General features: G+C 55.8%; 20 protein-coding genes. 9 read left to right on the top strand and 11 right to left on the bottom strand.

Going from position 1 to position 24,041, the window contains the following annotated elements; genetic code table 11:
* Positions 1–419 precede the first annotated feature (419 nt).
* The 5 genes from AGR2A_RS28720 (at position 420) to AGR2A_RS28700 (ending at position 6,836) form a co-directional block, all read left to right on the top strand.
* The gene (locus AGR2A_RS28720) at positions 420–1,682 is read left to right on the top strand and encodes an ABC transporter substrate-binding protein (protein ID WP_052820745.1); all 1,263 of its coding nucleotides are present in this window, start codon (positions 420–422) and stop codon (positions 1,680–1,682) included.
* A gap of 63 nt (positions 1,683–1,745) precedes the next feature.
* Positions 1,746–2,627 (top strand): carbohydrate ABC transporter permease, encoded by an 882-nt coding sequence (locus AGR2A_RS28715; RefSeq protein WP_052820744.1) that lies wholly within the window; start codon positions 1,746–1,748, stop codon positions 2,625–2,627.
* A gap of 4 nt (positions 2,628–2,631) precedes the next feature.
* Positions 2,632–3,483 (top strand): carbohydrate ABC transporter permease, encoded by an 852-nt coding sequence (locus tag AGR2A_RS28710; protein ID WP_052820743.1) that lies wholly within the window; start codon positions 2,632–2,634, stop codon positions 3,481–3,483.
* 56 nt (positions 3,484–3,539) lie between these two features.
* Positions 3,540–4,682, top strand: a complete 1,143-nt coding sequence (locus AGR2A_RS28705; protein ID WP_052820782.1) for an ABC transporter ATP-binding protein — start codon at positions 3,540–3,542, stop codon at positions 4,680–4,682.
* Between the two features lie 15 nt (positions 4,683–4,697).
* Positions 4,698–6,836, top strand: coding sequence for a beta-galactosidase (locus tag AGR2A_RS28700; protein ID WP_052820742.1), 2,139 nt, complete (start codon positions 4,698–4,700; stop codon positions 6,834–6,836).
* An 83-nt stretch (positions 6,837–6,919) separates the two neighbouring features.
* On the opposite strand, the gene AGR2A_RS28695 is transcribed toward AGR2A_RS28700, so the two are convergent.
* Together AGR2A_RS28695 and AGR2A_RS28690 are read right to left on the bottom strand one after the other, a co-directional pair.
* Entirely contained in the window at positions 6,920–8,065 is a 1,146-nt protein-coding gene (locus AGR2A_RS28695) for an ROK family transcriptional regulator (RefSeq protein WP_052820741.1), read from the bottom strand.
* A gap of 335 nt (positions 8,066–8,400) precedes the next feature.
* Positions 8,401–8,829: a MarR family winged helix-turn-helix transcriptional regulator gene (locus AGR2A_RS28690; RefSeq protein ID WP_052820781.1), complete on the bottom strand. Its 429-nt coding sequence runs from the start codon at positions 8,827–8,829 to the stop codon at positions 8,401–8,403.
* Positions 8,830–8,973: 144 nt separating this feature from the next.
* Between AGR2A_RS28690 and hmgA the strand changes: the two genes are divergently transcribed.
* The 4 genes from hmgA (at position 8,974) to AGR2A_RS28670 (ending at position 13,426) form a co-directional block, all read left to right on the top strand.
* On the top strand, positions 8,974–10,353 hold the full coding sequence (gene hmgA, locus AGR2A_RS28685; RefSeq protein ID WP_052820740.1) for a homogentisate 1,2-dioxygenase: 1,380 nt from the start codon (positions 8,974–8,976) through the stop codon (positions 10,351–10,353).
* Between the two features lie 66 nt (positions 10,354–10,419).
* Positions 10,420–11,628: a fumarylacetoacetase gene (gene fahA, locus AGR2A_RS28680; RefSeq protein ID WP_052820739.1), complete on the top strand. Its 1,209-nt coding sequence runs from the start codon at positions 10,420–10,422 to the stop codon at positions 11,626–11,628.
* On the top strand, positions 11,625–12,254 hold the full coding sequence (maiA, locus tag AGR2A_RS28675; protein WP_080823930.1) for a maleylacetoacetate isomerase: 630 nt from the start codon (positions 11,625–11,627) through the stop codon (positions 12,252–12,254). The genes fahA and maiA overlap by 4 nt, the downstream gene beginning before the upstream one ends.
* Positions 12,255–12,586: 332 nt before the next feature.
* Positions 12,587–13,426: a helix-turn-helix transcriptional regulator gene (locus AGR2A_RS28670; protein ID WP_052820737.1), complete on the top strand. Its 840-nt coding sequence runs from the start codon at positions 12,587–12,589 to the stop codon at positions 13,424–13,426.
* Between the two features lie 396 nt (positions 13,427–13,822).
* On the opposite strand, the gene AGR2A_RS28665 is transcribed toward AGR2A_RS28670, so the two are convergent.
* The 9 genes from AGR2A_RS28665 to AGR2A_RS28625 form a co-directional block, all read right to left on the bottom strand.
* A complete protein-coding gene (locus AGR2A_RS28665; RefSeq protein WP_052820736.1) occupies positions 13,823–15,016 on the bottom strand; it encodes an aromatic amino acid transaminase in 1,194 nt (397 codons plus the stop codon).
* A gap of 181 nt (positions 15,017–15,197) precedes the next feature.
* Complete coding sequence (locus AGR2A_RS28660; protein WP_052820780.1) at positions 15,198–16,865, bottom strand: thiamine pyrophosphate-dependent enzyme; 1,668 nt, start codon at positions 16,863–16,865, stop codon at positions 15,198–15,200.
* 114 nt (positions 16,866–16,979) lie between these two features.
* On the bottom strand, positions 16,980–18,425 hold the full coding sequence (locus tag AGR2A_RS28655; protein ID WP_197283348.1) for an aldehyde dehydrogenase family protein: 1,446 nt from the start codon (positions 18,423–18,425) through the stop codon (positions 16,980–16,982).
* Between the two features lie 123 nt (positions 18,426–18,548).
* Entirely contained in the window at positions 18,549–19,862 is a 1,314-nt protein-coding gene (locus AGR2A_RS28650) for a flavin monoamine oxidase family protein (protein ID WP_052820734.1), read from the bottom strand.
* The gene (locus AGR2A_RS28645) at positions 19,846–20,175 is read right to left on the bottom strand and encodes a hypothetical protein (RefSeq protein ID WP_052820733.1); all 330 of its coding nucleotides are present in this window, start codon (positions 20,173–20,175) and stop codon (positions 19,846–19,848) included. Before AGR2A_RS28645 ends, AGR2A_RS28650 begins: the two co-directional genes overlap by 17 nt.
* Before the next feature lie 11 nt (positions 20,176–20,186).
* Positions 20,187–20,981, bottom strand: a complete 795-nt coding sequence (locus tag AGR2A_RS28640) for an amino acid ABC transporter ATP-binding protein (RefSeq protein ID WP_052820779.1) — start codon at positions 20,979–20,981, stop codon at positions 20,187–20,189.
* A gap of 23 nt (positions 20,982–21,004) precedes the next feature.
* Complete coding sequence (locus AGR2A_RS28635) at positions 21,005–21,865, bottom strand: amino acid ABC transporter permease (RefSeq protein ID WP_052820732.1); 861 nt, start codon at positions 21,863–21,865, stop codon at positions 21,005–21,007.
* Between the two features lie 70 nt (positions 21,866–21,935).
* On the bottom strand, positions 21,936–22,844 hold the full coding sequence (locus tag AGR2A_RS28630) for a transporter substrate-binding domain-containing protein (protein ID WP_052820731.1): 909 nt from the start codon (positions 22,842–22,844) through the stop codon (positions 21,936–21,938).
* Between the two features lie 291 nt (positions 22,845–23,135).
* The gene (locus AGR2A_RS28625; RefSeq protein WP_080823927.1) at positions 23,136–24,029 is read right to left on the bottom strand and encodes a transporter substrate-binding domain-containing protein; all 894 of its coding nucleotides are present in this window, start codon (positions 24,027–24,029) and stop codon (positions 23,136–23,138) included.
* Between the last annotated feature and the right edge of the window lie 12 nt (positions 24,030–24,041).

Here is a 24,041-nt window from a genome sequence, read left to right as displayed (position 1 = left end):
TCCTGCCATGGCGCCAATTCTCGTGCCCGCATGTGCACTGCTCGCTTTTCTCGGCTCTTGCAGCTTATACGCCGGAACCCGTGTGTTTCCCCCGCAGAGCGGTTGAAATATTTTCGGCCCGGCCCGGTCGGGTCCTGGGCCTCTTAACCTCAATAGATCGCTATCGGCGTTGTCCATGTCGATGAACATTTCTGCTCCGTCGCTGCTTAGACCCATATCTGTCTCTCGATTAACGTGCCAGATCGGGTTGGCTGTAGAGATACTGAGTTTCTGAAGATGGTTATAAACTTAGCTCGATGATGCCTCCCGCCAGCATTTCTTCGATCCGTCACCAATTATTTTATTTATTAAATTAATTATTGACCGACGAGGCGTTCTTTGATTTTTTACCGGCTGTCATTGACGGGAGGAAATCCGATATGAGATCAAAACTACAATTTCTGCCGACGTCTCGTCGTCGCTTTCTTCAGGGCACAGGCGCAGCCATTGCTTCCGCCGCGCTCTCTGCACCTGCCATTGCGCAGAGCAAACAACTAACCATCATTTCAAACCGTGGCAACGCGGATCAGCGCAAGGCGTTGGAGAGCATTGCCAAGGCGTTTGGTGATTCCAATGGTGTCACCGTGACCGTCAACAATATGGATCACGAGGCGCACAAGACGGCCATTCGCAACTATCTCGTGGCGAGCCCGCCGGATGTCTGCTTCTGGTTTTCGGGCAGCCGCATGCGCAGCTTCGTGGACAAGGGTCTGTTCGAGGACATCTCCGATCTGGTTCAGCGCGAAAAATATGCCGATGTTCTCGGCGCGACGCTCGGCTCCGTCACCGTTGATGGCAAGCAATATGGCCTGCCGACCGGCGGCATTCTCTGGGGTTTGTTCTATCGTCAGGATACGTTCGACCAGTTCGGCCTGAGCGTTCCAAAGACATTCGATGACTTCTTCACGCTGGCCGAACAGTCCAGGAAGGCTGGCATCATTCCCATGAGCATGGGCACGAAGGACCAGTGGCCTTGCGGCGGATGGTTCGACCATATGAACCTGCGCATCAATGGTCTTCAGCACCACATGGACCTGATGGCAGGCAAGGTGAAATACACCGACCCATCCCTGAAAGACGTGTTCGACAAGTGGGAACAGCTGATCAAGGCCGATTTCTTCACGCCAAACGGCACTTCATTTGCCTGGGATCCGGCAGCTGCTTCTCTGGTCCAGAAGAAGGCGGCGATGATGGATCTCGGCAACTTCATCAAATATGCCTTCCCGCCGGAAGACCTTCAGCATGTGCGCTTCGCGCCCTTCCCGACCATCAAGGCGGGCGTCGAGCAGTTCGAGGATTTCTCGGTGGATTCGATCCATCTGCCTTCCGGTTCCAAGAACAGGGAACTGGCCCGCGAATTCCTCGCCTTCTTCTACAAGCCGGAAAATCTGAGCGCCTATTTGTCCCCGGAAGGCAACGTGCCTGCTCGCAGCGACTGCGCAATCGGCGACGACCCGATCCTGAAAATGGCGGTCGAGGAGATGAAGAAGGTCAAGGGCACGGCGCAATATTACGACCGTGACAGCGACCCGGACCTTGCACTTGCAGGCCTCAAGGGCTTCCAGGAATTCATGGTCAAGCCGGATCGCCGTGAGCAAATCCTCACGCAGATCGAGCGCACGCGCCAACGCATCCACGGCTAAGCTCTGCCTGAACACCAAATGGGAGGCGTTGTTGCCTCCCCTCCTCACCGACAGGATGGTCTCATGTCTATCTGGTGGCGCCGCCATCGCAACTGGCTGACGCCTGCGCTTCTTCTCGCGCCGGGTCTTATCCTTTTTCTGGTCGTCATCATCGCATCATCGATCGAGACGTTCTGGATTTCCTTTCACGAATGGGATGGCATGGGCGCCAAAACATGGGTGGGCCTGGCGAACTATGCCGAACTGATCGATGATCCGCAGTTTTATATCTCCCTGAAAAACAATGCGATCTGGCTGGTGATGTTCCTGCTGGCGCCACCCCTGGGGCTCGCGATTGCGCTTCTGGTCAACCAGAAGATCGCCGGAATGCGCATCGTCAAATCGCTCTTCTTCATGCCACTGGTGCTGGCGGCGGTTACGGTGGGCGTCATCTTCGGCTGGTTCTACGACCCGACCTTCGGCTTGCTGGCCATCATCTATCAGGCCTTTGGGGCCACGGCACCGGCGCTGCTTTCGGACGAAAACCTCGTGACCTTCGCCGTCGTCATCGCAGCACTTTGGCCCCAGGTGGCCTTCTGCATGGTGCTGTTCCTGGCTGGCCTCAACAATCTCGACGAGGAGATGATCGGGGCTGGGCGGGTCGATGGCGCGCGGGGCTGGCCCATGTTGCGACACATCGTATTGCCGCAGCTGACGCAGGTGGCTTTCATCGCCGTCGCCATTACCGTGGTCGGCGCGCTACGCTCCTTCGATGCGATTTCGGTCATGACTGCCGGTGGTCCATTCGGCTCCTCCACCGTGCTTGCCTACCAGATGTACGAACAGTCGATCTTCTCCTACCGCTTTGGCTATGGCGCGGCGATTGCGACCGTTCTGTTCCTCATCATGTCCATCTTCATCGCCTGGTATCTGCGCGGCCTCGTCAAGGCCGAGAAGGGAGCGTGATCTGATGTATCCACGTCCTATCCCCGAAAACAAAACCGTGGCCCGCATTGCCTATATGACGATGGTATGCGTCATTCTTGCGCTGTGGCTTCTACCACTCTTTGCCGTCATCATGACGTCCTTCCGGTCATTCGACGATGTGATGGCAGGCAATTACTGGGGTTGGCCAACCAAGTTCAGCCTGACAGACAATTATGTGGCCGTGTTCCAGCAGACCAAGATGCTGCGCTACTTCGCCAACAGCATGATTATCACCATTCCCTCGGTGATCATGGTCCTGATCTTCTCGACGCTGACCGGATACGTGCTGTCACGCTACCGTTTCCGCGGCTCGATGGTGCTGTTCACGCTGTTCGTCGGCGGCAACTTTCTACCGCAACAGGTGATGATGATCCCGATCCGGGATCTGATGGTGTGGGCCGGGCTTTACGACACCTATTGGGCCCTGATGATATTCCACATCGCCTTCCAGACCGGCTTTGCGACACTCTTCATGCGCAACTTCATCGCGGCCCTTCCCGATGAGCTGTTTCAGGCGGCCCGTGCAGAAGGTGCGTCGCCCTGGCAAACGCTGGTCCACATCGTCGTGCCCTTGGTGCGGCCTGCACTGGCGGCGCTCGCCATCCTGACCTTCACCTTCATCGGGAACGATTATTTCTGGGCGCTGGTGCTGACGCAAAGCGACGCGATCAAGCCCGTGACCGCTGGCCTCTCCAACCTCAAGGGCGAATGGGTCTCTGCCTGGAACATCGTGTCGGCGGCAACGATCTTCGTCGCCGTGCCCCCTGTCGTGATGTTCTTCCTGATGCAGAAGCACTTCGTTTCCGGCCTGACCATGGGAGCCGTCAAAGGATGACCGCTTCCGCCAGCCGCACAACCCAACTCTCACCGATCAGCAAGGATACGACTGACATGAGCAGCGTCGAAATCCTCAACGTCCAGAAGCATTACACCAGCTTCCACGCCTTGAAGAACATCAATCTGACGATCGAAAAGGGCGAGTTCATCGTCATGGTAGGCCCGTCGGGCTGTGGCAAATCTACCCTGCTGAAGACCATTGCCGGTCTGGAGACGATCTCCTCCGGTAAACTGATAATCAATGGCCGGGATGTGACGAAGGAAGAACCGGGCGACCGTGGCATCGCCATGGTGTTCCAGTCCTATGCCCTCTACCCGCACATGACCGTTGCCGAAAACATGGGCTTTGGGCTGCGCATGGCAAAGCGCCCGAAAGCAGAGATCGATGCTGCGGTCAAACGCGCCGCCGCAATCCTGCGGATTGATGAGCAACTGGACAAGCTGCCAAAGCAATTGTCCGGCGGCCAGCGCCAGCGTGTGGCCATCGGCCGGGCGATTACCCGTTCGCCGGAGGTTTTCCTATTCGATGAACCGTTGTCGAACCTCGACGCTGCCCTTCGCACCCAGATGCGCGTCGAGCTTTCGACGCTGCATGCCGAGCTCGGCTCAACGATGATCTACGTGACTCACGATCAGGTTGAAGCCATGACCATGGCAAGCCGCATCGTCGTTCTCAACAAGGGCGAGATCGAGCAGGTCGGCTCACCGCTGGAGCTCTACGCCAACCCGAAAAACCATTTCGTCGCGGGCTTCCTCGGCGCGCCGCGAGTGAACTTCTTCGAAGGCAAGGTCATCAGAACAGAACAAGGCACTGCTGCCGTTTCCTTTGCTGGACTTGAAGAACTCCGCGTTCCGCTGACTGCCGACGCCTCGGTGAAGACGGGCGACACGGTAACGCTGGGTGTCCGGCCAGAGCGTTTGCAAACACAGGATGCCGACCCTTCGCTGATGACGTTCGACGCGAAGGTACGCCTTGTCGAGCATCTGGGTCGGGAAACTATTGTCCATGCGGATGCCTCACCACTGATGGCTGTCGGCTCCGACACCGGCACGCACAATGTCACGATCCAGCTTGGAAAGGTTGTGCCCTTCGATGTCGGCTCATCCATCCGCGTCGGCTTCGCCCTTGATGACTGCTACCTGTTTGGCCCCGATGGCAAAACGCTCACACCTCCCAAGCCTGTGACCCAAAAGTAAACTGGAGTTTCCGCAATGAAACGGACGAAACCTGCGCCGCTATCGGCCTGGCGCACCCTTAACCTTGACGATTTTTTGCTTGGTGTGCCGCACTATCCTGAACATGTGGACGAAAGCTACTGGCAGCGCGATGCTGACCGGATGAAGGAAGCGGGCTTCAATGCCGTGCGCGTGGGCGAATTTGCCTGGCACATCTGGGAGCCCTTTGAAGGAAAATTCGATTTCGATCTGTTCGACCGCGCCATCGAAGGCCTTGGTAAAACCGGCATCAACACCATTCTCTGCACGCCTACGGCAACGCCACCGCGCTGGTTGAGTATGAATTATCCCGAAATCCTCCGTGTCGACCGCAAGGGCCGTCGTGCAAGTCACGGCTCGCGCCAGCATGGCGACACCACGAGCCCCGTGCTGCGCCATCACAGCCGCCGCATCACCAAGGCGATGGCGGAGCATTATAAGGACAACCCATATGTCATCGGCTGGCAAACGGACAATGAACTGAACACCACCGTATCCGAGTCCTTCTCAGATTCCGCAACGCTCGCCTTCCGCAACTTCCTGCGCCACAAATACGACAGCATAGACGCGCTGAATTTTGCATGGGGTGGCCATTTCTGGGCGACCTCCTATGACAATTTCGATCAAGTCGTGCTGCCCTACCCGATGGCACCGTCCTATCTGAGCCCCGGCCATGTGCAGGATTATCACCGTTTCCTGGCCACGGCGACTGCCGCGTTCCAGCGCGATCAGGTGGAAATCCTGCGGGCGACGAACCCGGATTGGTTCATCTTCCACAATCTCGGCAATCTGACCGATATCGATTTTCGCGGTGACTTCGGAAAAGACCTCGACTTCATCGGCTTCGACATCTATCCGATGCTCTATGACGAGTTCCGACGCAACGGCGGACATGGTGCCACTCAGGCACTGAAGCTCGATCTCTGCCGCAGCTATACCGGCAACTTCATCGTGCCGGAACAGGCCTCGGGCCTGGGCAGCCAGCCGGCCTTTACCACCATGACGCCGGAACCGGGCGAAATGCGGCGCATGGCACTGTCATCCGTTTCGCGTGGGGCCGATGGCCTGATGTTCTTCCGCTGGCGTCCTGCGCATTTCGGTGCGGAAATCTACTGGATGGGCCTGATCGATCATGATGATGTCGGCCGCCGCCGTTTCGACGAAGCAAAGCAGTTTGCGCGCGATATAGCGAAGATCAAGGACAAGCTGCTCGGAACCTCGGTCCATATGGATATTGGCATCGCCGGTGCGGATTTCGACAATCAGGAAGCCCACAAGACCTATCCGATCGGCCTGCCCTCTCCGCAGGACGATGCGACCCTGCTGCATCGCCATTGCTATGAGCGCGGGATTTCATGCGGCTTCATTCATCCTGAAGACGATCTTTCCCGGCTCAAGGCGCTCTACATCCCCCATTGGGTCATGTGGAATCAGGAGTGGACGGCCAATGTAGAAGCCTTCGTTGAGGCCGGCGGCACGCTGATCGTCGGCGCCATGACTGGTACGCGCGACATCAACAACCATATCATCCGGGAACTGGCCCCTGGCGGGGCGCTTGCAAAACTCTGCGGTGTTCGCGTCGAAGAATTCGGTCGTATCACGGCGAGGGATGGTGATGGTCTCTTCCAGAAGAAGGGCGTGGAGGATGGCCATTACGTGCCCCCACATATCCTCCCCTCCTCCTCGGCCTTCCGCAAATACACGATCGACATCGGTGGACGCACCATCGAGGCCGAGCATCTCTATGAGTTGCTGACGCTCGATGATGACGTGGAGACCATCGCCACTTGGTCTAACCGCTTTGCCAAGGGTCGGGCAGCAGCGACGCGGCGCAAGGTCGGCAAGGGACAGGTGATCTATCTCGCAACCTATCTCACCGATGATCTGGTGGATGTATTGGATGACGTCGTCCTCGCAAAAGCTGGTATCGAACCGCTTATCGCGGATTTGCCGGAAGGCGTGGAAGTGGTGATGCGCACGGCAGAGGATCGCAAGCTGCTGTTTGTTCTCAACACGTTGGAAACCGACCGGAAGCTGACAAACCTCGCATCCGGTAAGGACTTGCTGACAGGAAGTGATGTTTCCGGTGAATATACACTCGAAGGCTATGGTTGCCTTGTCATCGAAATTGGCTAACTCAAGCCCGTAATGTTCTCCCAGAGGGGTGTAAATCCCCCGAAACGAGCGGCGAAGGTGTCACAAGCACCTTCGCCGCTTTGTTATGCGGGAAAGGCAGGCGTCGTCATCTCGAAATTGAACAGGCCTTGCGTCGCCAGAGCCGCCGCACCGCTGCTCCAGAAATTATCTCTCTCATCCGGCACGAGTGCAGGCGGTGGCGTGAAGCAGTTGAGCTCAAGCGCCTTTCGCATCGGGTTGAACAGCAGATCGCCGAAACTCACCGCTTCACCGCCGACAATGATGATTTCCGGATCGACGACAGCGACCATGCGCGCGAGATGAAGGCCAATGCCTTCGCCAGCCTCCTGCAGAATGTCCCTGGCAATTGAATCGCCTTGCAACGCGGCTTCCTTCATCGCGTAACGGTTCACGGCCAGGTCCTTGTCCAGACCCATTGCCTTACGCCAGCGTTCGACGATCGCGGGCTCGGAGTAAAAGGCCTGAAGACAGCCATGGCGCCCGCATTCGCACAGGGGTCCGTCAATCATATGCATCGAATGCCCGATCTTGCCCGCATCCCCGTGCGCGCCACGCTGCACCTTACCGTCCACCACCGTCGCGCAACCAATCCCGACCCCGATGGCCACCGCCGTAAAGACCCGGTGCTGCCGCCCAAGACCGAAAAGATGCTGCGCCAGCGCGAAGGCCAACGTGTCATCCTCCATCCAGACGGGTACATTCACACGCTCCTGTAACATGCTGGCAAACGGCACATTTTCCCAGAAAAAGCGATGGCTTTTGATGCAGATTCCCCTCTCCGCATCGATTGTGCCCGGCATGGAAAAGCCTACTCCGGTCAGCAGCCCGGCCCCTTCCGGCGCCAGCCGCTGCAATCGTGTCACCGCTTTTTCCGCCGCATCCAGAACCGATTGCGGGGAAGGATCCTTGAACTCGATAGTAAGGGACGAGAGCGTTGCAGTGGATAGATCGGTAAGTACGCATTCCAGACTGCCAACATTCATTTTGATGCCGATGGCGAGATGGCCGGCATAGTTGATCTCGAGCGGAATGGGCCTACGCCCTCCACCGCCTGGTATCGTCTTGCCTTCGATGAGATAACCTTCCGAGATCAGATCACTGACGACGAAGGTCACCGCCGCCGGGCTCAAACCTGTCGCGGCCGCAATATCCGCCCGGCTAAGCTGCTCTTCACGCCTGATGAGATTGAGGATTAGACGACGGTTCATCGCCCGAGTGGTTTGTTGATCGATTTTCACGTCGCTGTATGCCTTGGCTTTTCCGTAAGCAGACAGGCTTGAGGTCAACCTGTCTACCACCTTGTTCGCTCAGGATAGCGATCAATGGGCTCTGCGGAAAGCTAGGCAAGTCGATTGGTGCACTTGGTTGATTATAAAACTGGCTCAGCTCTCCTGCATCGAGCAGATCCTGCGACCTTGGCTATTTGCGCAATGGGTTCGGCGATGCAGGTTGGGGTCGACAATAAGGGCAGAGATCACATGGCCTGTGTCCGTTGGCCGACCTTGTTCTCGGGCCGGTGATTTCTAACGGATGTCGTTTGCCTTCACGTTTGGGGACTTTCGCCAAGCAGCGTCAGCGCTCGCTTGAAAGAATCTGCATCGGCACCCAATTCGTTCAGGAGCGTAGCCTGAAAGTCGGCCGCTATGCGCCCAAGGCGTTGCATCAGTTGTTTTCCCGATGGCGTGAGTTCAAGTGCAACGAGCCTCTGGTCCTGGACCGAAACGGTTTTCATCAGATAACCCGACCGCGCCAAGCTATCAGCGGCGCGGCTAACAACAGACTTTTCCAGATTCACCTTCCCGACAATATCGCGGACACTGACGGGTCCTGATCCATTCAGGTGCGCCAGAACGCGCCACTCAGGTACCGACAAGCCGGCTTCGGCTTTATAGAGCGCGGCGAAACGTCGGCTCACTTGCGCAGCCGCAACATTAAGACGGTAGGGTAGGAAATCGTTCAGCTGAAAGGTCATTGGCGTCCCCGTGATGTGCGAAGCATACATAATCGTTGCGAAGACAACAATCTTGCTCGATCTGGTATTTTTGCATTGACATCGTTGCTGGCGCAACGTTTATTCGTTGCATGAGCAACGAGTTTTAGGGGTGTGCCCGTGGATATGCGCGATTTGAGTGAGACTACAATCCGGTCCGGCTCCAAAACAGGCACTGCCGAGGGCTATATGCCGGGGTTCGGTAACGACTTCGAGACGGAGGCGCTGCCCGGCGCATTGCCTCAGGGCCAGAATTCGCCACAGAAATGCAATTACGGGCTTTACGCCGAGCAACTGTCGGGCACCGCATTCACCGCTCCCCGCGGGCAGAACGAACGCACTTGGTGCTACCGCATACGACCTTCGGTCCATCACACCGGCCGCTTCAAGCCCATCGACGTACCGTATTGGAAAACAGCGCCAAACATCCTGCCGCATGATCCGAACCGGCAGAACATTATGAGTTTGGGCCAATATCGCTGGGATCCAATTCCGTTACCAACGGCAGATCAGGATCTGAACTGGGTCACAGGCATGCGGACCATAACGACCGCTGGGGACGTAAACATTCAGGTAGGCATGGCCAGTCATGTTTATCTCGTAACTCGCTCGATGAAAGAGGAGTATTTTTACTCTGCCGACAGCGAAATGCTGATTGTTCCGCAAGAAGGACGGCTTCGTTTCTGCACGGAGCTTGGTGTGATCGAGTTAGAGCCGAAGGAAATCGCGATCATTCCGCGAGGTCTCGTTTATCGTGTTGAAGTTGTTGATGGCCCATGCCGAGGGTTTGTCTGCGAGAACTACGGCCAGAAATTTGACCTACCGAACCGGGGGCCGATCGGGGCGAACTGCCTGGCCAATCCGCGCGATTTCAAATGCCCGGTCGCCGCTTTTGAAGACCGGGAAGTGCAAAGTCGCGTTGTCGTGAAATGGTGCGGCCAATTCCATGAAACCTGGATCGGACACTCCCCTCTGGATGTTGTGGCATGGCATGGTAACTACTGCGCATACAAGTATGATCTGCGCACCTATTCACCCGTAGGAGCGATCTTGTTCGATCATCCTGACCCGTCCATTTTTACCGTTCTAACCGCGCCGTCTGGGCAAGAAGGAACAGCCAACATCGATTTCGTACTTTTCCGCGAACGATGGATGGTAGCCGAGCATAGCTTCCGGCCCCCATGGTACCACAAGAACATAATGTCTGAGCTGATGGGAAATATTTATGGCGTCTACGATGCCAAACCCGACGGCTTTGCTCCTGGCGGCATCAGTCTGCATAACTGCATGCTTCCGCATGGACCGGACAAGAACGCTTTCGAAGGTGCCTCAAACATGGAACTCAAGCCGGAAAAGCTCGAAAATACCATGTCCTTCATGTTCGAGACCCGTTTCCCTCAACATCTGACCGAGTTCGCCGCCAAGGAGGCTCCGATGCAGGAGGAGTACATTGAGGTGTGGAACAAGCTCGAGAAAAAATTTGATGGTACGCCTGGGCTGAAATGATCTCTCAGATCGGCGGGGCCTTGCTGCCAGACAGACATATCCAGTGACTTCGATGGGACACAGAGCATGACAAAGCTGCTGAGAAGCAGGATCGCATCGGCCAATGAAGCGGATTGCGAGTTTCCGATACAAAACCTCCCCTACGGTGTGTTTTCCGTCGGCGCGCAAAAGCCACGATGCGGTGTGGCTATCGGGAATGCAATTCTGGACCTGGCGGCATGCGAAGAACGGGGATTGTTGAATGCCAACGGGACGTTCATCAAGCCATACCTCAACGACTTTATCGAGCTGGGTCGAGCAAAATGGCGGGAAGTTCGCTCAAGACTGACTGACTTGCTTCGAGAAGAAGCAACGGAGGAGCTTCCCCTGATATCGATGAACGACGCAACTTTGCATCTGCCCATCAGAGTCACTGAATTCACCGATTTCTATGCCTCAAAAAACCATGCGTTCAATGTCGGCGTCCTATTCCGTGGACCGGAAAATGCCCTGCCTCCCCAATGGACGCATATGCCAATCGGCTACAATGGGCGTGCCTCATCAGTTGTCGTGTCCGGCACGCCAATTCGACGTCCTATGGGACAGGTCAAGGGGGAGGACGGCCCCGAATGGGTCGCATGTCGCCGCCTCGATCTTGAGCTGGAGCTCGGCGCCATCGTCGGAGCCACTTCCGCCCTGGGTGACCGTGTCAGCGTTGATCAGGCCGATGACATGATCTTCGGCTACGTTCTGCTGAATGACTGGTCTGCACGAGATATTCAAGCCTGGGAGTATCAACCGCTCGGGCCCTTCCAATCCAAAGCACTTGGTACGACTATCGGAGCGTGGATCGTGACACAGGCAGCGCTCGAGCCATTTCGAAGCATGGGGGCTGAACGCACCAATGCGCTGCTTCCTTACCTTCAGGAAGAGCGACCTGGATTGTATGATCTCACGATTGGCTGGATGATGAATGGTCAGCGAATGGGACAGACCAACTACAATCAAATGTATTATTCAAGCGCTCAACAGCTTGCACATCACACTGCTTCAGGCTGCCCCATGCGTATCGGTGATCTCCTGGGCTCTGGTACGATCTCAGGTCCGGCACAGGATCAAACGGGGGCGCTCCTTGAGATGACAAGGGGCGGAAATGAGCCGGTCATTGTAAACGGTGAGGCTCGGACCTTCATCCTGGATGGCGATGTGATCGATCTGTACGCGTATGGACAAGCCGATGGCTATCGGATTGGCTTTGGCCCCTGCGCGGGCCGCATCCTGCCGGCGCAACCATGACAACCGTCCTATATGACTATTGGCGCTCTTCAGCTTCCTATCGAGTTCGAATAGCGCTCGCACTCAAAGGAATCTCCTATACCCGTGTTTCCGTGGACCTCGTGAAAGGTGAACAGAACAGCGGAAGCTTCAAAGAGCTCAATCCCCAGGGTCTGGTTCCTGTCTTGAGCATCGACGGCGTCGTACTCAGTCAATCACTGGCGATAATCGAGTATCTTGACGAGATGCACCCTAACCCGCCGTTGCTGCCCGATTGTCCTCGCGGACGAGCCCATGTTCGTGCTCTTGCCCTTGCGATCGCTTGCGAGACGCATCCAACCTCCAACCTGAAGGTGCTCCAACGCGTCGAAAATATCGCTGGCGCTGAAGCTCGAGCGACCTGGAACCGCGAAAATATTTCCGCCGGTCTCGAAGCATTCGAGGAACTTCTCAATCACCCGAACTTTCTCGGCCGCTTCTGCTACGGCTCTACTCCAGGAGTCGCGGACTGCGTTCTGATACCACAGCTATATAACGCCACCCGGTGGGGCGTAGGTTACACGCATCTTTCCCGGATCACTGCCGTCTCCAAGGCGACGACGGATCTGGCGGCATTCCAGGAGGCATCTCCGGAAGTCAATCGATAACGGATCGGCTAATTTCAAATACGTTAGCCAGGTTGATTTCAAGTCAACCGGCAGTGACCCGAAAGCAGAAAAACACACATGAGCAAAGTCTGTGCGGCACCAGAGTATCCTAAACAAGTGCAAAGACGATTTGCCTGTGCTAGCGTGGGGTTTCGTATGTCCAGCTGCGGTCTGGCGGATTTTTGTACTTTGTAATCTAAAAAACGAGCTTGGGGCAAGGAACCTTTATCTATCGCTCGGTGCATTTTCTGCGCGCTAATAGCAGATTGAAGCGGATGCAATCACCCTTAATTGTGATAGGCGAATGAAATAATTGGAGCTATCGTATCGAGATGATTGAAAAATCGCTACCATATGAGCCTGGAGTGCGCGCGCCGCGCTTTCCCATCCAGGTGGCGGAGTTCGACGGGCGAGCCGCGCCTCGATCAGTGCACGCGTTTCTGCCCAAGTTGGTGGACGCCTGCGGACTTCCGTCATTCGAAGGCCTCGTTGCCCAAGTCGCAAAACAAGCTCTCGATTGCGATCATGTAACCGGCTTTTCATTTCAGATCGACGAACCGCCAGTGGTTGTTTGCATGTCTTCAGTCGATGAGCACAACCCGGTTCGTCGAGTGAGCGGGCCTTACGTCGCGACGCACTGGTGCAACGATCCCACCAATCTTTTTCTTTTCGAAAAGTTTAAGCGCGACAATGTTTATTTGATTTTCATGTCGGAGGATCAAGTCCCGGATGAGCGCTACCGGCACGATTGCTTCACTTCTACAGGGGTCAAACACCGGGTCTCGCTTCTAAAGTGGCACGAACGGGGAATAATCAAGTTGAGCTTCCACAGGACGGAAAGAGCGGGACCCTTTTCTGCCGACGCTATGAACGAGATCGTTCCCTGGGCCGAGGTGTTGGCGTCCCTTCTCATCAAACACGACCTCGTTCGCCCCAGCCCAAGGAGCGGAGTCGAAGCCGCCGAGCGTTACAAACTTTCGATTGGCATATATTGCCCGGAATTGACGGCCCGGGAACGGGAGGTGTGTGGACTAATCGCAGTAGGGTTAAGTTCCGAAGCAATCGCGCTGACCCTCAACGTGAGTGTAAACACCGTCCTGACCTTCAGACGCCGCGCTTACACAAAGCTGTCGATCTCGAGCCAAAATGAGTTAATGCGTATCCTTTTGTAACTTCCCTGAAGGGGGCGGCTGACCAGCGAACGCTGGTATGTTTCAATATCTGTGTCGGTCTGTTTTGTTGTGCTAGAGGAGTTCTCAGTGGTTACGCTGTTACGCTCCACCGGGCTGAATAATTCAGTGAACTTAGAACTTTGTCAGTCGTAGCAATTCGATGCCTGTCAGACAGTGAGCGCCGCGATTTCTCCTGAACAGCAATTATCTTGAACGTGATGGGAGCAAACCGGCCAATACCGCGGCGGGCAAGAGGAACGTTTTTCGGGCTCTCCATTTGGCGGCGAGCGGATCTTTCCCGTTGTCGGCACGATTGCCCATCACCAAGCGCCGGCTGATATCGTGGCGGCAGGCGCGAACCGAAAGCGCGCCAGCCGCCACATCCTAAGTGGGCGATCAGTTCCGGATAGAATCGATTAAGGCATCTGCCACCTGGTGAATAGCCGGTCCTGACATACCAGCCAGGTTAATCCTTCCATTATCCGGCATGTAGATTGCGTGTTTTTCCTGCAGATGTTCAACGACACCTTTCGATAACGGCAGAAGCGAAAACATACCGTTCTGCCCTTGGATGAAGTCAAATCGACCGTCGCCCAATCGGCTCCGGAGTTCCTCGGAAAATGAACGTCGCGTCTCCTTTACCTGGGTCCTCATCATTTCAAGCTCCTGTTCCCATATAGCTTTCAATGGCGCATCCCTGAGGATCTCAGCAACAACTGCTGCGCCGTGATGCGGTGGCATGGAATACATGCCTCGAGCCACAAGCACGAGGCTGTCAACCGCTAGACGCGTTGCGGCCGCGCCTTCGCTCATCACCACCGCGCAACCGACCCGATCACGATATACGCCAAAGTTCTTTGAAAACGAGTAGGCAAGAAGGAGCTCAGGGAGTTTCTTCGCCAGGATTCGAACTGCGATTGCATCTTCGTTGAGGCCTGCGCCGAACCCCTGGTAAGCGATATCGAGGAGCGGAACCAGATTGCGCTCCAGCAGAATATCCGCCAAATCGTGCCATTCTTTTTCACTTAGGTCCGCGCCTGTCGGATTTTGGCAGCAACCGTGAAGCAAAACCACGTCCCCTGATTTTGCGCCTTTCAAGTCGCTTTCGAGACTTTCGAAGTCCGCCAAGCCATTTGTACGGTCATAGTGTCTGTAGGTTTTCCACCTGAGACCGGCGGCAGAAACGATCGTGAAATGAGGCGCCCATGTCTCTTCACTGATCCAGACTGTTGTATCCGGTTTCGCGAGCTTGATCAGTTCTGCGAGCAGTCTCACCGCAGCCGCCCCGCCGGGAGTTTGCAGAGCGGCGAAACGCTGGGTTTCCAGACTGGGTCCGAACACCAGCCTCATGCACTCCTCATTGAGTGGCGCATAACCACTCAGGCCTTCATAGGCCTTGCTGGTTTCACCTTGCAAGACAACTGATTGGGCCTCACGGACCGCTTTCAGAACGGGTGTTTTTCCATTTATGTCTTTGAACACCCCGACGCCCAGATCGAGTTTCCGGGGTCTGGGGTCAGCTCTAAATTTTGTGGATAGCTGAAAGACCGGGTCGGGCGCGGATGGCTTAAGGGCCTGGAAAAGTGACATTTCGGAACTCCACTAGGAATAGGCGTTGAGAACTGGGAAGCCTGGGGGTCTGGTGCTCAGGAAAGCGAACACTGTTTCATTCGCTCACCAACGTTGGTCCACACCGACTATCGGAAGATCGAAGTCCCAACGCGATTTCGGCGTTGCAGAACCGGATCGACCTGCCGAAACAAACGGTTCTTCAGCCCCGTATCCGGGGCATCAGGATCATGTCCCAAATGCTTGGTACCTCTCCGCAAGGAACGTGGATCAACGCAGGATCCCCGGACGAAAAGGCGGCCTTGATCCGAGCTTCCAGCTCCTCGGGTGACTGAGCAAGAAATCCTGCCATGCCGAACGAGTCAGCCAGCTGAACGAAATCGGGACTCGTCAGATCGCACGCGATGTGCCGGCCGCCAAACATGTCGCGCTGGATGCGCTTGACGTTTCCGAACATCGAATTGTCAAATACAACCGCCACGACGGGTAACTTGTGGTGAACGGCGGTCGCGAGTTCTCCGACCTGGTACAGGAATCCCCCATCCCCAGCGATGGATAGCACGGGCCTGCCCGGATTTGCCGCCTGAGCGCCAAGAGCAGTCCCATAGCCCCATCCGAGATTGTCCTGAAACCCGGCCGACAGAAATGTTCGCGGAGAATAGACCGGAAAAGCCAGTCGGCTGGCGAACCCCATTTGGGTCACTTCGTCGACAAATATGCCATCGTCCGGAAGAGCTCTACGAATCGCTTCAAGGTACGATTTTTGCGGCTCAAGCCTTCTGTACTTCTCCTCGAACCAGGCTCTATGCTCGAAGAGGTCGTTCGACCAATCCGCTTTTTCCATATCATCAGTCTCAAGCGCCGCAACCAGCGCCGCGGTGTAAGACTTCGCGTCGCCCACCATCGAAACCGCCGGCTCTTTGAACCGCCCCGGAGCCGCGGGATCCGTGTCGATACGAATTACCCTGATATTTTCATCCAAGCCCCACTGCTTTTCCTGGACGAACAGCCGCGTCCCGATGCCGATAACGACGTCTACCTTCGGCCACATGCGATGCCCAATTGGCATATTGATCGCCAATGGATGATCTGTTGGGATCACGCCGCGTCCGCGTCGATAGGACAAGACAGGAGCACCGAGCAACTCTGCCAACCGGGTTACCTCGCCCGACGCGTCCAATGCACCGCCGCCGACCACGATCATCGGATGACGCGACCGCAGAGCGATGGCAGCAGCTGCCCGGACCTGATGCAGGTCGATCTCCTGGGGTATCCGATCAGCGACCGGCTCCATTTTCACATCGCCGCGCTTGGCCCACACATCGAAGCCGCATTCGATGTAAGCAGGTCCGGCTTTTCCCGAACGCATTGCGGCGAATGCATCGTTAACTGCCCTTGGTCCTTCGGCAGGTGACGTGATCTGGCGCGCGAATTTATTAACATGGCTTGCAAAACCGATCTGGTCGCGCATCTCGTGGAGGTGACCATGTCCTTTATCGATATCTGCATGAGGAATCTGGCTTCCAATCGTCAGCACCGGCGCGCACATCGCTTCGGCAGTCAGCATTGCCGCCGACGAGTTTGCGACACCGGGGCCTGGAACAACCGAACTCACATGTGGTCTTCCTGTGGAAATCGTCGCGCCGAGAGCCATGTAACCGCAGGTCTGCTCGTGCCTTGGATGAATGACGCGGATACCGGTGGTGGAGCGATAAAGCGCGTCAAAAAGCGGATCGCTCTGAAGGCCTGGCAGGCCAAAGACAATGTCGGCGCCGTTGGCGGCCAAAGCTGCTACAACGGCATCCGCAGTAGACGTTTCTACGACTGGCTGTTCCGATTGAATGGAGTCGGGTTTGGAAAGTGAGTTCATTTTAGATGCCATCAGCCTAAAGTTGATCTTATGAAAACCACTAAAGAAGGAGTTGGCGGCTTTACATCCCAATCCATTGTGACCGGACCGCCAAATCCTCGCTGCAGATCCCGATTAGTAAAAGAAATTCAGGGTTTTTTCCGTGGTATGGGAGAGAATGCCAGCTTCGCCCAGTTCCCTTCCTACTCCACTCTTCCCCCCGCCTCCCCAGCCTGTCCGAGGATCTGGAGTTCCGCCCCCGTTTACCCAGACGGTACCAACCTTCAGTCCGTGGGCGAGTTGATGCGCATGTTTGACGTTTCCGGTCCAAACATTCGCTGAAAGCCCGTAGTCCGAGCTATTGGCCAGCAGAAGTGCTTCCTCTGGCGTGTCGAAGGGGATAATTGTTGCGACCGGGCCGAAAATCTCTTCACGCGCGATCGTGGCATCGTTCGATACGTTGTCGAAAACCGTGGGCTGGACAAAAAAGCCTGGGCGCTCGAGCTTTTCGCCGCCAGCCAGGACCCTCGCTCCCTCGGACTTCCCGAGCGCGATATAGCGCATTACCGAGTCAAGCTGCTTCCTGCTGACGAGAGATCCCATAGTCGTGCTCGGGTCGAGCGGATCACCAAGCTTCCGACTCCTGGCTTCGTGCGCCAGCAGTTCTGCCACCCGGTCCTGAATTGATCTGTGGACAAGAATACGGGAGCCGGCAGCACATATTTGGCCCTGGTTCGAGAACACGCCAAGGGCAATTCCAGGAACGGCACCTTCGATGTCGGCATCGGACATAACGATCTGAGCGCTTTTTCCACCTAGCTCCAAGGTGGTGGGGCGAAACAGCGGAGCGCACCAGATCGCGATCTGGGAGCCAACCTGCGGGCTTCCCGTAAAGCTGACCTTGTCCACCCGTGGATGGGTTACAAGATGCTGCCCGACTTGATCCCCTCTGCCGGGAACGATGTTAACGACACCATCCGGGTAACCGGCTTCGAGGACCAGTCTCCCAAGGTGGAGCACCGCCAACGAGGCGTCTTCGGCGGGCTTCAAGACACATGTACAGCCGGTAGCCAGAATCGGCCCCAGTTTCCATGTTGCGATCATGGTTGGAGCATTCCAGGGAAGGATGGCGGCAACAACCCCGATCGGCTCTCGAACAACAACAGTCGTAAGCTGCCGCCCGAAATGATCCGGCCCTGGGATTTGTTTGCCATTCACTCTTTCCGCGAATGCTGCATAGGTGCGAAGGCAAGCGACGGCAGATGGTATATCGACATTTCTCGGCTCGCTTATTGGCCGCCCGATTTCCACGGCCTCAAGGTGTGCCAGAATTTCGGTGTCACGTTCAACCAGCTCCGCGAGGCGATAAAGGAGCCGCGCTCTCTCCCAACCGCTTGTTTTCGACCATGGTCCCACGAGAGCTTCCGACGCAGCCAGAACCGCCGTGTCGATATCCTCCTTGGTCCCGCTGGCTACCTGCGCGAGATCTTTCTCATCGGCCGGTGAAATGGATACAAAGGTGGAGCCTCCGCGGGCATCCATCCACTTTCCTCCGGCCAGAATTCTGGTTTCAAAGTCCACGACTTTCCTCCCGTTATGACTAAGGCGCTTGGGCAAATGCCTGTTAGCGTCAAACGAGAGTAGGGTTATGCTTGCTGTTGTGAAATCATCTGGGATTGTGACGGACGGACGGGATCCGTTGACCTAGTTTTTGATAATCGAGAGGATTCGATCGGCGGCCGCCTCACCGGCCCGCACCGCCCCCTCCATTGAACCCCAACCCTGCTCGGCGACTTCCGTCCCCGCAAAGAAAATGTTTTCAATTGGCTTTGCCAGTTCAGAGCGGCTATTTACCGGATATCGAGGCGGGAGAGGCGATCCGCACCCACTCGACAATGGATCCGAGCCCCACGATTTCGTGGCAAAATCGATAACAGGACAAGGCAAGTATCCAAAATACCTCTCAAGATCCTTCAAGGCGCGAGCCTTGGTCTCATGTTGGGAAATCCGGGGGCCACCAGCGACGCCATTCTCAAAGAGCAGGAGAGTTCCCTCCCGTTCGCCAGGTCTGCTTGCATTCATGACAATGGTATTCCCCATTTCCCCCTCGGCAAAGCCACTCAGACCAATGCTCTTCCACCACTGCCGTTCAAACACAACGAATGACTTTGTCGCCGCCTGCTGGGTCCACCCGGAGATAAGCCGGTGGCGCCGTTCGGGAAGCGCCGGCGAAAATGACATGCGGTTCAATACCGTGGGGCTTACCGCGAGCACCGCAAATGAGGCGGTTACGGTACCGCGCGTCGTCTGCAATTCGACACCTTTCTGGTGCCGATTGACCGCATGGATCATGGTATTGAGCGTGATCGAGTTTGGATCAAGACCGGCTGCAAGCTTCGCCGCGACAGCGCTTCCGCCGCCCACTATCCTTTCACTGGATTGATCGTGCGATTGGCCGGCCGCGGCGTGATAACTTACCGTTGCGGCCATCGAGACTGCGAATGGGTCAGTGCCGGAAAGCTCGAACACGAGGTCATGGGCAAAACGGGTTTGCTGTAACGCATCCACGTCTTGCATGCCGAGCCATGTGCCAACGCTGCACTCCTCAAGCCCTTTTTCCACTACTCCCTTTTTGAAATCGGCCTTTAGCTGGTCAAATCGCCTCTTCAGGCGGAGTAATCCCGGGTCAATATAGTCATGATGTTCGGTCCATCTGATACCGTTCCGGAATATCGACCTATGGCCGCGTCTCTCGACCGTCAGTAACCCAAGCCCGAACTCTCTTATGAGCGACCTCATCCGTTCATGTCCGGGTTTAACAAACTCTGGTCCACCCTCGAACGATCGCCCCTCCTCGCTTTTAATGGTTTCCGTTTTGCCGCCGATCCGATCTCGCGCGTCGATACCAAGGGTGGAAACTCCAGCTGCGGACATCATGCGCAACGCGGACAATCCGGATAAGCCAAGGCCAACGATTACGACATCAACGTGCCGATTTGACTCAGGAAAGAGTTGCATCATCATCGGCACGGTGAAGGTGAGCCATCAACATCGAACCGCCCTCGATAACCCAGCCCTTTTGGGCCGCGTGTTCAACCATTGCGTCGAACGCTTGGCGACCCGCCTCGTCGTCTTGTAGCGCCCGCAACCATTTTACGGAAAGAGCAGCATGACCCGCCGGCTGTGACAGGAGCTTACCAGCGTCTGCGGCCTCCAGGGTCGCATCGACTGATGACAACGGCGTTCCGACAGCCACCCTCACCGACAGCTTCTTATAGTCATCTTTCTCGAGAAGACTTATCGCTCCCTCAGAAGCAATTTTGACAAACACATTCGTTCTCCTCAGACAACAGCTCTTAAGAAGTCACGCGTACGCTCTTCCTTGGGCGATGTAAGGAGGTCTCGCGCCGGCCCTTGCTCGACGATCCGGCCTTGATCCATGAATACGACGCGGTCTGCCACCTCTCGGGCAAAGCCGATCTCGTGCGTCACGATAACCATCGTCATGGTGCCGCTTCGCGCGATGTCTCTGATTACTGCGAGAACTTCACCAACAAGTTCAGGATCCAACGCACTCGTCGGCTCGTCGAAAAGCATGACTTTCGGACGCATTGCGAGGGCACGTGCGATCGCCACACGCTGTTGCTGCCCGCCGGAAAGCTGTGAAGGGAAATAGTCCTCCTTCCCGGAAAGACCGACTTTTGCAAGCAGTTCGGCAGCACGTCGACGAACCTCGGCCTTTTTCTCCTTTTTGACAATGACGGGTGCCAGGCAAATGTTATCCAGCGCCGACATGTGCGGGAAGAGGTTAAAGTGTTGAAACACCATGCCGATATCGATGCGCTTTTTTGCTGCCTCGTTATCGCGCAACTCATGCAGCACTCCACTCCTGACCCTGTAGCCGATCAGATCGTCATCGACCATGACCCGGCCACTTTGGATATCTTCCAGGTGATTTATGCAGCGCAGGAGCGTGCTCTTTCCTGAACCTGAGGGACCGATGAGGCACACAATTTCCCCTCGCGAGATCTCCATGTTGACGTCAAACAGTACTTGGTGGTTACCGTACGATTTAGAGACGCCGGCAATCTTGATTTCGCCGCCGCGGGGCGCTTTTCTAATCTCTTCGTTTTTCATTGCATTCTCCGCGATCGAAAGGCTCATTTCTCCGCCATCTTACGTTCGAGTACATTTTGGAAGACGCTGACAATAGAGATGACGACGAGGTACCAAATGGTGGCGACAATCATCATCTCGATCGTTCTGTAGTTCGAGCCGGCGATGCTCTGCGTGATGGTCAAAAGGTCCCCGCCCGCAATAACCGAGACGAGTGAGGTCGCCTTCAGCACATTGACAAATTCGTTGCCAAGTGGGGGAGTGATCACCCGTAGAGCCTGGGGCAGGACAATGTATCTGAGAGTCATCCAGCTGTTCATCCCAAGAGCTTTGGATGCGGCGTGCTGCCCTCTGTTGATTGCAAGTAATCCACTGCGGACGATTTCGCTCATATACGCAGACGCGGATAGAGTGAGACCGATCACCGATGCGACAAACGGTGTTAACAGCTGTTGGATCGGCGCCGAGTAGAACGTGATGTCGGTGAACGGGATGCCGATATGGACCCGCTTGTAAAACAGTCCGAGATTGCCAATGACGATCAGAATGACGAGGAGCGGTACGCCGCGAAAGATAAACACGTAGATGCCGGCAATGGCGCTGATGATTTTGCTAGGAGATGTCCGCATTATTGCGATTAGAATAGCCACCAGCAAAGACGCGACCATCGCTATGACTGTCAGTTGCAAGCTGACCATGAGCCCATTCAGAACAGCCCCATTGAACAGGTACTGTCTGACGGTGTCCCAATCCAGGTAGGGACTCATGACGAAGGAGTAAAGGAACTGCGCGCAGAGTAAAACAGCAATCGCACTGCCAATGATCCTGCCATAGTGTCGGACTGGAATAATTTTGTCTGAGGTCAAGGTCGGGTTCGGGTTAGTAGAATCTAGATGCGCCATCATTGCACTCACTCACTTGAAAAAGAGTCCCAGTAGCCGGAGGCCGCCGATGGCAGCCCCCCGGCAATTCAGATCACTGTTTCTGGCCGACAGGCGTGTGGGTGAGCGGATTGATTGACATCCGGTCGGCCGGAACAGCAGAATCTCCCGCATTATACTTCGTCAGGACTTGTTGATACTGCCCCGTTTCCGAAATAGCTTTCATCGCCAAGAGGACTGCTTTTGTCAGATCAACGTTATCTTTGGTAAACGCAATGCCGTAGAGCCCTGGATCCCACTCCTGCGTCTGGTTGTAGAGGAGCGAGATGCTCGAAAGTCTCGCGCCACTGCTGCTGGCGATACCCTTACATGTGACGCTGGAATCCAGGTATCCGTCAATCTGCCCCGATAGCACGGCAGTCGATGCAGCGGGAGCAGAGGGGAACTCTGCCAGCGTAATCGGCCCTGCAGTTTCCTCCGTACAGTACTTCTCACTGATGCCGCGCAAGGTTTGCCCATACAGGGATCCTGACGGAGCGCCAATTTTCAGCCCGCAAAGTGTTTTTACATCCTCGCCAATATTACGGGGATTTTCGTTCGGGACCACAATCCCTGCCGAAGCCTGAAAATACGGAACGAAGTCGAGCATCTTACGCTCACGCTCCGCCGTTACGCTGATTTGACCCATCAGCGCGTCCAGAGAGCCAGCTTGAAGACCAGGAATCTGACCTGGCCAATGGGTATTGACCCACTCGATTTTCACGCCAAGCACAGGGGCAAGCAATGCTGCCAAATCTGCTGCAATTCCTACGGGCTTGGTTGCTTCGTTTGGATCAGCAACGAGCTGAGGAAAGCTCTCGAAGGCGCCGCCGATCCTTATAACACCGGCGGACCTGATATTTTCGGGAAGGGTGTCATGTATTGCCTGATCGGCGATCGCCACCGATGCACAGAATAGTGACACGAATGCACTCAATGCGGCTATGTGGGTTGTCTTCCTCATTTTTGTTCCCCTTGATGACCTTCTGGCCGTTAACCTGGGCCTATTGGACCCAGGTGTATTCTGAAGGTAGCCAACAGCAGCCATGAGCGCCATAACAGCGGAATGTTACAGTTGGGGAGTATGCCTGCAACTCAACACCGGCGTTCCGACGGATCGGCAGGGACAAGGCGGAACCGGTTCGGGTTTGCGGCCATGGCGAGTAGCTTGCCGGGATGTCCGGGCCTCCGCGCTCGGGGTTGGACCCACCCACCCGGTTTCAGGATAGCGAATGAACCCTTGCTTCTGATCAGCTTACCTTCCGGCGGAGGGATTGACCCTGATTTCTTCCCGTTTGATTATATTTGCCTCGAGGCCGTATTTGGCTAATATTGCCTGATACTCTCCAGTATCGAACAATTCCCTGAATGCGAGAGCGATGGCCTCAGCTAGTCCTGCGTCGGTTTTAGACACGGCTACAGCCTGCGGGTTTCCGGCCCAACCCGCAAAATTTCTCCGGACCAGCTCTCCACCAGAAGTGGCTTCTCCGTAGGCGAGTTCGCCCGTTGATGCAGGGTACGCCACGGCTCCACCGCCTTTGAGTGCGACCATCGCCATCCCTGTCGACGGATAAGTCTTTATCGTGATGGCGGAGTGCCCATCAGCTTCGCATTTTTTTGATTCCAGTTCCAACTGCTTGAGAAGTGCTGCCGCTTGTACGGTTGCTACTGGCTTCCCGCACAGATCTGACGGTTTCTGTATCGTTGGAGCGACATCTTTCAAAACCAGCACTCCGCTTACATTGGACCTGTAGACGACCATATCCATGATCGCCTCGCGATCAGGCGTATAAGACATGACCCCGATGCTCATATCGTAGTTGCCAGACTGGATTCCGGGGATCACGCCGGGCCATTGCATGTCGTCAAACTCGAATTTCACGCCGAGGATCGGTTCGATCGCCCGAACAAGGTCGACGGCTTCGCCTTTGAGCACCCCGTTTTCGAGGTATATATTGGGCGGAACCTGCATAGGCGTTGCTATCTTGACAATGCCAGACGCCCTAATTGAACCGGGGAGCAATGCAACAATTTCGGCATTTGGTTTTGCGGCGTATGCATCAAGTCCAATAATGAGTCCGAATCCGAGACTCAAAGACGTTAAATAGGCGGCGGATTTCATTGCAGATGTGAGATTGTATTTTCTCATCGGATCCCCTCT

It is taken from the genome of Agrobacterium genomosp. 2 str. CFBP 5494 (assembly GCF_900013495.1).
Taxonomy (GTDB): Bacteria; Pseudomonadota; Alphaproteobacteria; order Rhizobiales; family Rhizobiaceae; genus Agrobacterium; species Agrobacterium pusense.
This window is presented reverse-complemented; position numbering and strand designations above follow the sequence as displayed.